We start from the raw sequence: 14160 nt of genomic DNA on the forward strand, positions 1-14160 counted from the left end.
TAAGCAACACACCATTCGTTCTAAGGACGGCAGCACACGTGCTCCTATAATCCGTCGACCATCACAACAACAGACGGAGCACCCATGACCGATCAGGCCTCTTCGAACTGGCGCCTCGAAACCATCGCCGTGCACGGCGGTTATCGTCCCGACCCGACCACGCGCGCGGTCGCCGTACCGATCTACCAGACCGTTGCGTACGCATTCGACGACACGCAGCACGGCGCCGACCTGTTCGACCTGAAGGTCCAGGGCAACATCTACACGCGGATCATGAACCCGACGACGGACGTGCTCGAGCAGCGGATCGCCGCGCTCGAGGGCGGCATCGGCGCGCTCGCGCTCGCGTCGGGGCAATCCGCGGTCACCTACGCGATCCAGACGATCGCCGAAGCCGGCGACAACATCGTGTCCGCGAGTTCGCTGTACGGCGGCACCTACAACCTGTTCGCGCATACGCTGCCGCAGTACGGGATCACGACGCGCTTCGCCGATCCGCGCGACCCCGCGTCGTTCGAGCCGCTGATCGATGCGCGCACGAAGGCGATCTTCGCGGAATCGGTCGGCAATCCGCTCGGCAACGTCACCGACATCGCCGCGCTCGCGGAAGTCGCGCATCGCCACGGGATCCCGCTGATCGTCGACAACACGGTGCCGTCGCCGTACCTGCTGCGCCCGTTCGAGCACGGCGCGGACATCGTCGTGCACTCGCTGACGAAGTATCTCGGCGGACACGGCACAAGCCTCGGCGGCGCGATCGTCGATTCGGGCAAGTTCCCGTGGGCCGAGCACGCGGACCGCTTCAAGCGGCTGAACGAGCCCGACGTCAGCTATCACGGCGTCGTCTATACGGAGGCGTTCGGGCCGGCCGCCTATATCGGCCGCGCGCGCGTGGTGCCGCTGCGCAACATGGGTGCGGCGATCTCGCCGTTCAACGCATTCCAGATCCTGCAGGGCATCGAAACGCTCGCGCTGCGTGTCGAACGGATCAGCGACAACGCACTGAAGATCGCGCAGCATCTCGCGCGCCACGAGCAGGTCGAGTGGGTGAACTATGCGGGGCTGCCCGATCACCCGGACCACCCGCTCGTCGCACGCTACCTGTCGGGCCGCGCGCCGGGCATCCTGACGTTCGGCGTGAAGGGCGGCCGCGACGGCGGCGCGAAGTTCCAGGACGCGCTGAAGCTGTTCACGCGGCTCGTCAACATCGGCGATACGAAGTCGCTCGCGACGCACCCGGCATCGACGACACACCGGCAATTGTCGCCGGCCGAACTCGCGAAGGCCGGCGTGAAGGAGGAAACGGTGCGGCTGTCGATCGGCATCGAGCATATCGACGACCTGCTCGCCGATCTCGACCAGGCGCTCGCGCAGCTTTGACCGGAACGGGCGCGCCGGCTTGCCGGCGCGTGCCGCATCAAATGTATTGACCTTGAAGCGGCTTCAAGGTGTTCAATCCCCGGTTGATGCCGGGGCAACGCCCGGCGCATACGAACCGTGCAATGCAACCGGGCTGCGAGATCCCCAGCCCGCTGCGGCACGCCAACCGCCCGAGGGGCCTCATGACACCGACCGCGAAGCTTGCGCTACTCACGTTACCGCCCGTGCTGGCGGCCTGTTTCGGCGCGCTCGCGGCCGCATGGCGCGCGCCCGGCCCGAAAACGTCGAGCGTCATCCAGCATTTCACCGGCGGCATCGTGTTCGCCGCCGCCGCGCTCGAACTGCTGCCGCAGGACCGCGCGCATGCGCTGTTTCCGGTCGTCGTCGGCTTCGTGCTCGGCCTCGCGCTGATGCTCGCGATTCGCGCGCTGTCAGGCGCGATCGAAACGCGCTACGAGGAAGCGCGATTACCCTTCAGCCTGATCATCGTCACCGCGATCGACCTCATCGTCGACGGCCTCGTGCTCGGCATCGCGTTTTCCGCGAGCGACGAAAGCGGCATCATCCTGACCGTCGCACTGACGCTCGAAGTGCTGTTCCTCGCGCTGTCGGTCAGTGCGGCGCTCGCGGCGGCCGGCATCGGCCGCATGCTGTCGATCGTCGTGCCGGTCGGCCTCGCGGCGCTGCTGAGCATCGCGGCCGTAGCCGGCAATGCGGTGTTCGCGGGACTGCCGGCGAATATCTACGCGGCGCTGCTGGGGCTCGGCACCGTCGCACTGCTGTACCTCGTCACCGAGGAGTTGCTCGTCGAAGCGCACGAGGTGCCCGAAACACCGTTCGCGACCGCCGCGTTCTTCATCGGCTTCATCGTGTTCTTCCTGATCGAAGGATCGGTGAAGGCCGGGTAGGCCGCGCGCGACCGCGCGCCGGCTACCACGTCGTCGCGCCCGCCGGATACGTGTCGACGAAACGCGTGCCATTGACGGGCGTGACGCCTTCGTCACGCAGCGCGGTCCACAGGTCGATCGCATGCTCGCGCGACTTGCGGCTGCCGTCGTCGGTCAGCACGTTCAGCGCGATCACTTCGTCGCGTGTCGTCAGTTGCAGTTGCTCCTTCAACTTGCGCGACTGATGCGACGCAGTACGGACATCGCGCAGCACGATCCGCATCTCCGCGACATTCGCGTCGCCTCCCGCGTCGGCCGGCACGAACGTGAGCCGGCCGTTGTCGACCTCGCATTGTCCGCGCGTGAACGTCGCGCTCCACTCGCCTGCCGGCACGGCCGCGTACTCGCAGCGCATCCGTTCGTTCGCACGGCGGCCGACGTCATGCGCGGACGCGTGCGACAGCACCCGTTCCGGCCAGCCGGCCGCCGTCGCGGCCGTCGACATCAAACAGACTGACAACACGATTCCTGTTGCGATAGTGCGCATGGCACGCTCCTTTTCATATGGGGAACCGGCCGAGCTGCGTCATCGCAGCCGGCCAAGAATGAACGCTCAACGCACCGCGAAGCGGTTGTCGTGCGCATCGACCATCGGTGCCTTCTCGCCGCGATGAACCGTCGAACGATGGATTTCCTGATTGCGCGCGACGGCGGCCGGGCTCGCCGGATAGTCGTGATTCGGGCTCGGAATCACGCCGTCGTGCCGCGCGCGCACCAGTTCCTGACGTACTTCCTGCCGGGTCTTCGCCTGCGCGGCCACGGTCTGCGAGAAGGCCGCGATCGACAGCGCGGCAACGGCAATGGTGATCTTCGGTCGCGGAATGTTCATGTTGTTCGCTCCTTGCCTGGAATCCGTGACGGGAGCCTTCACTTTGATCCGGCGGCGGTGCGGAATCGTGATCCCGGGATGACGGTTTCGTCATGGTTCACGCATGCGCTGCGTCGCAGTGCGAATGAAATTCGTCATTGATTTCACCGCTCATGACGCGGCGATGACATTTTTCTCATTTGTCCCTCACCTTCACGATCCGAACGCTTTCCAGAATCGCCAGCGCGATCGCGACATTTCCGCGCGCCGGCCACCGGCACGGCGCAGGAATCGACCGATGCACGGAACGATCATCTTGAACTCCAGGGACACACCATGAAAACTCCAGTTCGGCTCGTCATGATGTCGGGTGCGCTGCTCGCGACCGCCCACGCGGCGCACGCGTCGGAAGTCACGCTGTACGGCCTGTTCGATACGTCGCTGACGTATGTGTGGAACGCCAACGCGGATGGCAGGAATCTCGTCGGCCTCGGCAACGGCAATCTGCTCGGCAACCGCTTCGGGCTGAAAGGCGCGGAGGACCTGGGCGGCGGGCTGAAAGCGATCTTCACGCTCGAAAACGGCTTCAATCCGAACACCGGCGCACTCGGGCAAGGCAACCGGATGTTCGGCCGGCAGGCGTTCGTCGGCCTCGAAAGCGCGCGCTGGGGCTCGCTGACACTCGGCCGCCAGTACGACGCGCTCGCCGATGTCGCGTGGCCGGTGACCGGCGACTTCTACTTCGGCAGCGTCTATGCGACACCCGGCGACGTCGACAACTACGACACGTCGTCGCGAACCGACAACGCGGTGAAGTACACGTCGCCCGTGATCGCCGGATTCCAGTTCGTCGGCCTGTACGCGCTCGGCGGCGTGGCCGGCAAGAGCGGTGCCGGGCAGACCTGGTCGGCCGGCCTGTCGTACAGCAACGGACCGGTCGACGTGGCGGGCGGCTACTACTACGCGGCCAATCATTCGTCGCTCGCCAACGGCATCCGGACCGGCTGGAACGGCACCTCCGACGGAACGTTCGACGGATCGCTGGTCAACGGCGGCTACCTCTCGGCGAAATCGATCGGCATCGCGCGCGGCGCGTTGCGCTACAACTTCGCGCCGTTCGCGGTCGGCTTCGACTACAGCAACGCGCTGTACAAGGCCGACGCGATGTCCGCGTTTCGCAGCACGCAGAAATACGACACCGCCCGCGGCTTCTTCAACTATCAGGCGACGCCCAGCCTGCTCGTCGGTGTCGGCTACAGCTACACGCGAGCACGCGGCGATACGAGCGCGACCTACCATCAGGTGTCCGCCGGCGCCGACTATGTGCTGTCGAAGCGCACCGATCTCTATGCGGTCGGCGCGTGGCAACGCGCGAACGGGGAACAGCGCACGCTCGACGGCGGCACGCAAACGGCACAGGCGTCGATCGGCTCCTATGGCTACGGCGGCACGCGCACGCAAGGCATCGTCAATCTCGGGTTGCGCCACCGGTTCTGATCGCGGCCGCGGCACGCTCGCGCGTGCGTGCGTGCGTGCGTGACAAAAATTTCACGCCCCTGTCAGGTTCACGATGCGTCGTGTCGCTACGATCGGAACGGCAACGGGCCATGCCCGTTACCACCCACGTAGCGGGTCGCTGCCACTCGGCACGATCTCGCGTTAGGCCCGGACTCATTGAGTACCGGGCCTTTTTTTGTCGAGAGGCAAACGATCAGGGCGTTGGATTACGTTGCGGAAACAGGCATGGATGCGTCTTCACGTGCAGGTTCGGATTGCCGCAGCGATGCCCGGCATAGTCGATCTGCTCGCCGGGCATGAGGTCGGCCGGCACCGGCTTGCGCGCGGCGGCCGACGCGGTCGCGCCGGTGTCGGAACGTGGCGATGCGCAGCCCGCGAGAAGCGGGACGATCAGGACTGCGATCAACGATAGGCGAATGGCGGGACGATGCACGTTTCGGTCCGGAATGAAAGTCTGAACAGGACCGCCCGCTTCTCATGCTGCTGTCGCGAACGGCGCGAATGCCATCGGCCGCGCGGGCCGTTGACAGGCTTCATGTTCCGCTTCCCGCTCATCGCGCCCATGACGCGAACATGACGATTGCGTCACGTCGATCGAGTCCGCACGGCGCGCCGCCGTCTCACGCAATCTGACGGTTTTTTCATCTCCCGATCACGGTGGCGCATGGCTGCTTTCGCATACTGGGTCCATGGTTCGCCACCCGGCGACCCTGATCAAGGAGAGCACTCAATGAAAACGGCAAAACTCGCAGCACTGTTCGTCACCGCCACGCTGTCGCTCGGCATGGCCACGCAGGCCGCGTTCGCACAGACGCAGACGCAACCGCAGGGCAAGACCCGCGCACAAGTCGTCAACGAACTGAAGCAGGCGCAGCACGACGGCATCGTGCCGACGAGCAAGACGCAATACCCGCCGACCAGCGAGATCATCGCGCGCAACAAGGAGCTGCACGGGATTTCGGTGCATGGTGGCGAGAAGAAGCCGCAGGCCGACAACCACGACAACGTGGCGACGCGCTGATGCCGCACGGTCGCACGATCGCGGGCAACGTGCCGCGCGCACACGCCTTGCGGCGAACGCGCGGGCGTGCCCGCCCGCGATGTCAGGTGCGGATGGCGGCCGGCCGCTGCGGCTCGGCCGGCCGTCGCGGAAAGCGCAGCCAGAACGTCGTGCGCCGGCCGGGATCGCTGTCGACGCCGCATTCGCCGCCGTGGTTGTCCATGATCGACCGGACGATCGCCAGGCCGAGCCCCGTCCCCGACGCCGAGTTGTGCCGCGACGGATCGACGCGATAGAAACGTTCGAAGATCCGCCCGACATGTTCCGCAGCGATGCCGGGCCCAGTATCCGACACGGCGATCGTCGTCGTGCCGCCCTGCTCCACGCAATCGATCGTCACGACGCTGCCGCGCGGCGCATAGGCGAGCGCATTGGACAGCAGGTTGCTCAACGCGCGCTGGTACAGCGTGAGATCCGCATCGACCCACGCGTGGCCGTCGACCTTCACCGACACGCCCGCATCCTCCGCGAGCGGCTCGTAGTAGCCGGCGACACGCCCGGCCTCTTCCGCCGCATTCAGGCGCCGCACGTCGATCGACGTGCCGGCCTGTTCCGAGCGCGCGAGAAACAGCATGTCCTCGATCATCCGCGACAGCCGCTGATACTCGTCGATGCTCGACTCGATCACGCTCCGGTATTCATCCGCGCCGCGCGGCTGCGACAGCACGACCTGCGCGGCCGCCTGCAGGTTCGTGAGCGGCGTGCGCATGTCGTGCGCAAGATTCGACGAGAACTGGCTCAGCCGCGTAAACGATTCGTTCAGCCGCGCGAGCATCCCGTTGAACGCGTGCTCGAGTTCCTTCAGTTCGCCTGACGTATCGAGTTCCGGCAGCGGATGCGCAAGCCGGCTTGTCGACATCTGCTCGGCACGCGCCGCGAAGCGCCGCAGCGGGCTCAAGCCCAGCGCCGCGATGCCATACGCGATCGCGGCCGCGAGTACCACGCCGAACACCTCGATCACGACGATCGTATAAGCATGCGTGCGCAACAACAGCACGTCGGCGCTGCGGTCGTACTGCACCGCAACGCGCACCACGGGCGCGCCCGCGCCGGCGAGCGGCACGGTCGTCACCAGATACTGATGCCGCGCGCCGGGCGGCGCGACGCCGACCGGTACGCGCCCCGCGTCCAGCGACAGCAGCGGCGCGTACGGGCGGAAACCGGGCGTGCCGACGAGGCGCGTGCCCGTCGCATCGTAGATCGCGAGATCCATGTTCGGATGGCCGTGCAACTGATCGATCCAGATGTCGGTGTTGCGCGCGACGTCGGCCGTCGTGCGCGCTTCGCCCAGGTGCGAGCCCAACGCGGCGGAAATGCCGGCCATCTGCTCGGCCGCCGTCATTTCGACGCGGTTGCTTAGCGCCTCGTAAAGCGCGACGCCGCTCGACGCGAGGATCACCGACGTCGACAGGATGATCAGCGCGGTCAGGCGTCCGCGCAGCGTGCGCGGCAGCAGGCGCGCGATCATGCGGCCGCGCCGCCGCGCACTTCGAGCACGTAGCCCATCCCGCGCACGGTATGGATCAGCTTCGGTTCGTATGCGTCGTCGATCTTCGAGCGCAGCCGCCGGATCGCCGAATCGACGACGTTCGTATCGCTGTTGAAGTTCATGTCCCACACCTGCGATGCGATCGTCGCGCGCGGCAGGATCTCGCCCTCGCGACGCATCAGCAGCCACAGCAGCGCGAATTCCTTCGCGGTCAGCAGGATCGTGTCGCCCTGCCGCGTGGCCTTGCGGCGCGTCAGGTCGAGTTCGAGGTCGGCCACGCGCAGCGTGTTCGAATCGCGCGGCTGGCCGCGCCGCAGGATCGACTTGATGCGCGCGGTGAGCTCGACGAAGTCGAACGGCTTCGCGAGATAGTCGTCGGCGCCGAGTTCGAGCCCCTTCACGCGATCGCCGACGTCGTCGCGCGCAGTGAGAAACAGCACGGGCGTCGACTTGCTGCGCCGCAGGTTCTGCAGCAGCGTCCAGCCGTCCTGCCCCGGCAGCATCACGTCGAGCACGAGCAGGTCGTATTCCTCGGTCTCGGCCTGGTGCTGGCCGGTGATGCCGTCCTCGACCCAGTCGACGACATAACCGGCTTCGGTCAGGCCCTTGCGCAGATACGCGCCCGTCTTCGGTTCATCCTCGACAATCAGAATTCGCATCACGTATTACCCTTGAAGAAACCCAGCCGGCGCAGCATGCCCATGCCGAACCCGCCGCCGAAGCTGCCCAAAAGCGCGGCGCGCCACGACACCGCATGGCTGACGCGGTACAGCACGGGCAGCACCAGCAGCGTCAGCGCCGTGGACGACAGGATACCGCCGATCACGACCGTCGCAAGCGGGCGCTGCACCTCGGCGCCGGTGCCGGTCGCGAACGCCATCGGCAGGAAGCCCAGCGACGCGACCAGCGCGGTCATCAGCACCGGCCGCAGCCGCGTGAGCGCGCCTTCGCGCACCGCTGCGTCGAGCGGCGTCCCTTCGTCGCGCAGGTTGCGGATGAACGAGATCATCACGAGGCCGTTGAGCACGGCGACGCCGGACAACGCGATGAAGCCGACCGCCGCCGTGATCGACAGCGGAATCCCCCGCAGCCACAGCGACACGACGCCGCCGCTCAGCGCGAACGGAATGCCGGTGAACACGAGCAGGCCGTCCTTCACGTTGTTGAACATCACGAACAGCAGCACGAACACCATGAACAACGCGAGCGGCACGACCAGCTTCAGGCGCTCGCTCGCGCTTTGCAACTGCTCGAACTGGCCGCCCCACGACACCCAGTAGCCGGCCGGCACGCGCACGTCCTGCTGCAACTGCTCGCGCGCATCGGCGACGAACGAACCGACGTCGCGGCCGCGCACGTTTGCGCTGACGACCACGCGCCGCTTGCCGTCCTCGCGGCTGATCTGGTTCGGGCCCGGCGCGACGTCGATCGTCGCGAGTTCCGCGAGCGGCACGTACGGCGCCGCCGCGAGCGGCGCGCTGGCGCCTGCTGCCGGCGCGGGCAACGCGATCGGCAACCGCTTGATCGCCTCGATGTCGGTGCGCAACTCGTCGGGCAGCCGCACGACGATATCGAAGCGGCGGTCGCCCTGGAACAACGTACCGGCCTTCTGCCCGCCGACGGCCGCCGCCACCGAGTCCTGCAGGTCGGCGACGCTCACGCCGTAGCGCGCGAGCTTGTCGCGGTCGAGGTTGACGGTCAGCACGGGCAACCCGGTCGTTTGCTCGACCTTCACCTCCGATGCGCCCGGCACCTTCTGCAGCGCGGCCGCGATCTGCTCGCCGGTCTGGTTCAGCACGGCCATGTCGTCGCCGAAGATCTTCACGGCGACGTCGCTGCGCACGCCCGAGATCAGCTCGTTGAAGCGCAGCTGGATCGGCTGCGAGAACTCGTATGCATTGCCCGGCAGCTCGGCGAGCGCTTCCTCGATCTCGCGCACGAGCGTGTCGCGCGGTTTCTTCGGGTCGGGCCACTGGTCCGCCGGTTTCAGCATGATGTAGCCGTCCGACAGGTTCGGCGGCATCGGGTCGGCCGCGATCTCGGCCGTGCCGGTACGCGCGAACACGCGCTCGATTTCGGGGAAACGCGCCTTCAGCGTCTTCTCGATCGACTTCTGCATCTCGACCGACTGCGACAGGCTCGTGCCGGGAATCCGCAGCGCGGACACGGCAAGGTCGCCTTCGTTGAGGCTCGGGATGAACTCGCTGCCGAGCCGCGTCGCGAGCCCGAGCGTGACCAGCACGATCGCGCCCGCGCCGATCATCACGCGCGCCGGGCGCGTCATGAACGTGGCGAGCACCGGTTCGTATGCGCGCCGCGCCCAGCCCATCAGGCGGTTTTCCTTCTCCTCGACCCGCTCGCCGATGAACAGCGCGACGGCCGCCGGAATGAACGTGACGGTCAGCACCATCGCAGCCGCGAGCGCCATCACGACGGTAACGGCCATCGGATGGAACATCTTGCCTTCGACGCCGGTCAGCGCAAAGATCGGCAGGTACACGACCATGATGATCAGTTGCCCGAAGATCAGCGCGCGGCGCGCTTCCTGCGACGCGCCGAACACTTCGGCAAAGCGCTCGTCGCGCGTGAGCGGCCGCCCGGCGGTGGTCTGCGCATGCGCGAGCCGCCGCACGCAGTTCTCGACGATCACCACCGCGCCGTCGACGATGATCCCGAAGTCGAGCGCGCCGAGACTCATCAGGTTCGCGCTCACCTTCGCGTTGACCATGCCGGTGAAGGTCATCAGCATCGACAGCGGAATCACGAGCGCGGTGATCAGCGCCGCGCGGATGTTGCCGAGGAACAGGAACAGCACCGCGATCACGAGGATCGCGCCTTCGAGCAGGTTCTTCTTCACCGTCGCGACGGCCTTCTCGACCAGCACGGTGCGGTCGTACACGGGTATCGCCTTCACGCCGGACGGCAGCGTGCGGTTCACGTCCTCCATCTTCGCGGCGACGGCCTTCGCGACCGTCCGGCTGTTCTCGCCCATCAACATGAAGACCGTGCCGAGCACGACCTCCTCGCCGTCCGACGTCGCAGCGCCCGTGCGCAGCTCGCGGCCGATGTCGACCAGCCCGACGTCCTTGATCCGCACCGGCACGCCGCCGACGTTGGTCAGCACGATGTTCGCGATGTCGTCGACGGTGCGCGCCTGGCCCGGCACGCGCACGAGATACTGCTCGCCGCGCTTCTCGATGTAGCCGGCGCCGACGTTGTCGTTGTTGCGTTCGAGCGCGCGCACGACGTCGGCGAGCGTCAGCCCGTACGACATCAGCTTCGCCGGGTTCGGCGCGACACGGTATTCCTTCACGTAGCCGCCGATCGAGTTGACCTCGGTCACGCCACGCACGTTCCTGAGCTGCGGCCGGACGACCCAGTCCTGCAGCTCGCGCAGGTCGGCTGCCGTATAGCGCGTACCGTCGGGCTTGCGTGCGGCCGCGTCGGCTTCGACGGTCCACAGATAGATCTCGCCGAGGCCGGTCGACGTCGGGCCCATCGCGGGCGCGATGCCGGCCGGCAGCTTGTCCTTCGCCTCCTGGATGCGCTCGTTGACGAGCTGCCGCGCAAAGTAGATGTCGGTGCCGTCCTTGAAGATCACGGTGACCTGCGACAGCCCGTAGCGCGAGATCGAGCGCGTCTGCTCGAGGCCCGGCAGCCCGGCCATCACGGTCTCGATCGGATAGGTGATGCGCTGCTCGGCCTCGAGCGGCGAATAGCCGGGCACGGCCGTGTTGATCTGGACCTGCACGTTCGTGATGTCGGGCACCGCATCGATCGGCAGCTTCTGGTAGCTGAAGACGCCCAGCGCGGCCACGGCCGCGATCGCCAGCATCACGAGCCAGCGGTGCGCAATCGCAAAGCGGATCAGGCGCTCAAACATGGCGGAATTCCTTGAAACGGGGAACGGTCGCCCTCGCCGGACGGGCCGCGCGGCCGATCATTCGGCGGGTCGCAAGCCGAGCCGCATACCGGACCAGATTTCGGGCAGAAAATCGCGCAACGGCGCGCACGACACGCTCATTCATGTTCCGCGCTCCCCTTGCCGAGTTCGGCCTTCAGCACGAAGCTGTTCGACGCCGCGTATTCCTGGCCGGGCTTGAGCCCCTTCAGCACTTCGGTCGCGCGTTCGTCGCGCCGCCCCGTCTCGACCGCCTGCGCGACGAACCCCTTCGGCGAGCGCACGAACACGGAAGGCGCGCCGTCGACGTCCTGCAGCGCGTCGCTCGCGACCGCGAGCGGCACGTCCTGCCTGCCCGCGTCGACCGACACGTTCACGAACATCCCGGGCCGCCACACGCCGTCCGGGTTCGGCAGCACGACGCGCGCCGGCGCGGTGCGCGTCTGTTCGCCGAGCAGCGAGCCCACATAGGCGATCGGGCCGCTCGAACGCGATTCGAACGCGGTCGCGCTGACGGTCGCGTCGCGGCCGACCCGCACATCGTTCAGCCGCTGCGCCGGCACGGCCATCTCGGCCCATACCGTCAACAGGTCGGAGATCACGAACATGCTCGCATCGGCGGCGATCGCTTCGCCGGGCGTCGCATGCTTCTCGACGATCGTGCCCGCGAACGGCGCGCGCAGCTCGTAACGGTTCAGCGCGCCCGCACCCGCCGGCGCGTTCAGCGCGGCGAGCTTTTGCCGCGCGTTCTGCACGGCGATCTCGGCCTCGCGCAACTGCACCTGTGCCTGCTGGTAGTCCTGTTCCGCCGAGATGCGCTCCTGCCACAGCGTGCGTTCGCGCTCGTAGGTTGCGCGCGCACCCGACAGCCGGCGCTCGGCCGTCAGCAGTTCGCTGCGCCGGTCGGCAAGATCGGTGCTCGCGATCACGGCCAGCACCTGCCCCTTCGCGATGGTCTGCCCGAGCGACACCGACACCTTCTCGACGATGCCCGCCACGCGCGGCACGACGTGCGCGGTGCGATCCTCGTTGAACTTGATCTCGCCCGGCAACTGGAACGGCGTCGCGATCTGCGCGGGGCCGGCCTTCGCGAGCGCGATCTTCGAGGTCGCCAGTTGCGCGTCGGTCAGCGCGATCGCGCCGTCGGCGCGCGCGAACGGGAACGATGCGGCGTCGCTGCCCGCCTTGACGTCGATCGTCGCATCGAACACGTGCGGCTTCGCGATCGGCTGCGCGGACACGAACTTCTGGCCGGCCGCGTCGAAACGCAGCGGTTCGTGCGTGCGGTCGTACCGGACCAGCGTGCCGGACACGGTCACGCCCTTGTCGGCCGGCTTGCCGTCGACGAACGGATAGACGACGAGCCGCGCGTCGCCGGGCTTTTCCGTCATGACGATCTCGACGGCGAGCCTGCCGCGCTTCAGCACGACGCCGCCGCGCGCGCCGGCGCCATCGGCCGGCTGTGCGGCTTCGGCGGCCGATGGCGCTGGCGCGCTGCCGCTGCCTCGCGTGACGGCAAGCGCGCCGAGCACGATCCCGGCGCCGCCGAGTACGGCCGCCGCAATGATGAAGATTCTGCTGCGTGACATGATGATCCTTCAGGTAAGAGGGGCGCTTATTGCGCGACGGCCGCGAGCGGCGTGCCGACGAGCCGGCCGATGTCGGCGCGGGCCGCGTGCGCGTCGGCGAGCGCGCGCACGTATTGCGATTGCCCCTGGAACAGCGTGCGCTGCGCGTCGAGCACGTCGAGGAAGCCGAACTTCCCGAGCTGGTAGCCGCGCGACATCGCGTCGAGCGCGGTGCGCGCGCCGGGCAGGATGTCGGTCTTCAGGCGCCGTGCCTCCTGTGCGGCGGCCTCGAAGTTCGCGTAGGCCTGCGTCAGCTCCAGCCGCAGCCGCGCGCGTTCGCGATCGAGATTCGCGTTCGCGCGCCCGGCCTTGTGCGTCGCTTCGAGCAGCGCGCCCTTGTTGGTGTTGAACAGCGGAATCGGGATCGACACGCCGACGACGGCCTGGTTGTCCGGCACGCCGCCCGTGGTCACGCGCTTCACGCCCGCGCTGACCGTCACGTCCGGCATGCGCCGTGCGCGTTCGAGCGACACGGCCGCGTTCGAGCGCAGCATCTCGGCGCGCGCGATGCGCGTGAGCGGCGCGTCGTCGAGCCGTTCGACGAGCGCGGGCAGCGGGTCGACCGCCGGCACGACTTCGAGATCGCCGACCGCATCGCGCCGGTCGGTGCGCGCGCCGCCCATCGCCGCATTCAGTTTTTCGCGGGCGACGTCGACGCGGCCGCGCGCGGTCGTGACTTCGATCAGCACGGCAGCGGCGGCCACCTGCGCCTTGGTCGCCTCGACCGGCGACACCTTGCCGGCCTGCGCGCGCCGCCCGGCAAGATCCGCCGAACGCGCGGCGATCGCCGCCGACTCCTCGGTCACCTGAAGCTGCCGCTGCGCGGCGAGCAAGCCGTAGAACGCGGCGATCACGTCGGCGCGCACGACGGCGCCCTGCTCGTCGAGCGACGCATCGGCGGACTGCCGTCCGTACGACGCGACGTCGAGCCGCGCGCTGCGCTTGCCGCCCAGCTCGATCGTCTGGTTGAGCAGCACGGTCGACGTGCGCTCCGCGCGGCGAAAGCCTTCCTGCAGGAACGAGATTTCCGGGTTCGGGCGTGCGCCGGCCTGCATCAGCGCGCCCGCGGACGCGTCGACGTCGGCGCGCGCGCCGCGCAGCGCCGGATTGCTGCGTGCGGCCGTGTCGAGCGCGTCGGCGAGCGTCAGCGGCGCGGCAGCAGCCGGGTCGGGCTGCGGCGCAACGGCTGCGGGCAGTTCGACGGGCGCGGCAAGTGGTGGGGACGTTTGGGCATGTGCGGTCACCGCCGTCGCAACGACGGCGAGCGCAACCAGGGTGTACGTGAGCATGGGCGAGTCTGCAGTGACGGTTCGCGACCGATGCTACGGAGCAACCGCAGTGCAAACATGAGGCGAAGATGATATTTCCGTCATCTTCGGCGCGTTGTACTCGCCGAACCAGCGTGCATATCTACCCAGATAGCCATCTG

At 67.8% G+C, this 14160-nt stretch carries 13 protein-coding genes; 5 read left to right on the forward strand and 8 right to left on the reverse strand.

The features are described from left to right. The first annotated feature begins 84 nt into the window (after positions 1-84). Positions 85-1380 (forward strand): O-acetylhomoserine aminocarboxypropyltransferase/cysteine synthase family protein, encoded by a 1296-nt coding sequence (locus R9B84_RS30890; RefSeq protein WP_131947099.1) that lies wholly within the window; start codon positions 85-87, stop codon positions 1378-1380. Positions 1381-1562: 182 nt separating this feature from the next. Further along, positions 1563-2288 carry a ZIP family metal transporter gene (locus tag R9B84_RS30895; RefSeq protein WP_423761246.1) on the forward strand — a complete coding sequence of 242 codons (726 nt, stop codon included), beginning with the start codon at positions 1563-1565 and terminating at the stop codon, positions 2286-2288. Positions 2289-2310: 22 nt separating this feature from the next. On the opposite strand, the gene R9B84_RS30900 is transcribed toward R9B84_RS30895, so the two are convergent. Both R9B84_RS30900 and R9B84_RS30905 read right to left on the reverse strand, forming a co-directional pair. Further along, entirely contained in the window at positions 2311-2814 is a 504-nt protein-coding gene (locus R9B84_RS30900) for a hypothetical protein (protein ID WP_423761247.1), read from the reverse strand. Positions 2815-2880: 66 nt separating this feature from the next. Further along, positions 2881-3156, reverse strand: a complete 276-nt coding sequence (locus tag R9B84_RS30905; RefSeq protein ID WP_423761248.1) for a DUF4148 domain-containing protein — start codon at positions 3154-3156, stop codon at positions 2881-2883. A gap of 124 nt (positions 3157-3280) precedes the next feature. Here R9B84_RS30905 and R9B84_RS30910 point away from each other — a divergent pair, with 124 nt between their 5' ends. Both R9B84_RS30910 and R9B84_RS30915 read left to right on the forward strand, forming a co-directional pair. Then, entirely contained in the window at positions 3281-3475 is a 195-nt protein-coding gene (locus R9B84_RS30910; protein ID WP_423761249.1) for a hypothetical protein, read from the forward strand. Further along, positions 3472-4632 (forward strand): porin, encoded by a 1161-nt coding sequence (locus tag R9B84_RS30915; protein WP_423761250.1) that lies wholly within the window; start codon positions 3472-3474, stop codon positions 4630-4632. The genes R9B84_RS30910 and R9B84_RS30915 overlap by 4 nt, the downstream gene beginning before the upstream one ends. Before the next feature lie 214 nt (positions 4633-4846). On the opposite strand, the gene R9B84_RS30920 is transcribed toward R9B84_RS30915, so the two are convergent. Next, entirely contained in the window at positions 4847-5059 is a 213-nt protein-coding gene (locus R9B84_RS30920; RefSeq protein ID WP_423761251.1) for a hypothetical protein, read from the reverse strand. 324 nt (positions 5060-5383) lie between these two features. Between R9B84_RS30920 and R9B84_RS30925 the strand changes: the two genes are divergently transcribed. Then, positions 5384-5674 carry a DUF4148 domain-containing protein gene (locus R9B84_RS30925; RefSeq protein ID WP_423761252.1) on the forward strand — a complete coding sequence of 97 codons (291 nt, stop codon included), beginning with the start codon at positions 5384-5386 and terminating at the stop codon, positions 5672-5674. A gap of 82 nt (positions 5675-5756) precedes the next feature. Here R9B84_RS30925 and R9B84_RS30930 read toward each other — a convergent pair whose 3' ends face one another. The 5 genes from R9B84_RS30930 to R9B84_RS30950 form a co-directional block, all read right to left on the reverse strand. Then, positions 5757-7181 (reverse strand): heavy metal sensor histidine kinase, encoded by a 1425-nt coding sequence (locus R9B84_RS30930; RefSeq protein ID WP_423761253.1) that lies wholly within the window; start codon positions 7179-7181, stop codon positions 5757-5759. Next, on the reverse strand, positions 7178-7861 hold the full coding sequence (irlR, locus tag R9B84_RS30935; RefSeq protein WP_423761254.1) for a heavy metal response regulator transcription factor IrlR: 684 nt from the start codon (positions 7859-7861) through the stop codon (positions 7178-7180). The genes R9B84_RS30930 and irlR overlap by 4 nt, the downstream gene beginning before the upstream one ends. Beyond that, on the reverse strand, positions 7861-11085 hold the full coding sequence (locus tag R9B84_RS30940; protein WP_423761255.1) for an efflux RND transporter permease subunit: 3225 nt from the start codon (positions 11083-11085) through the stop codon (positions 7861-7863). The genes irlR and R9B84_RS30940 overlap by 1 nt, the downstream gene beginning before the upstream one ends. Before the next feature lie 137 nt (positions 11086-11222). Then, complete coding sequence (locus R9B84_RS30945) at positions 11223-12692, reverse strand: efflux RND transporter periplasmic adaptor subunit (RefSeq protein ID WP_423761256.1); 1470 nt, start codon at positions 12690-12692, stop codon at positions 11223-11225. Between the two features lie 26 nt (positions 12693-12718). After that, a complete protein-coding gene (locus tag R9B84_RS30950) occupies positions 12719-14020 on the reverse strand; it encodes a TolC family protein (RefSeq protein WP_423761257.1) in 1302 nt (433 codons plus the stop codon). Positions 14021-14160: the final 140 nt, after the last annotated feature.

The sequence above is a fragment of the Burkholderia sp. NLJ2 genome (assembly GCF_049487195.1).
Lineage (GTDB): Bacteria > Pseudomonadota > Gammaproteobacteria > Burkholderiales > Burkholderiaceae > Burkholderia > Burkholderia pyrrocinia.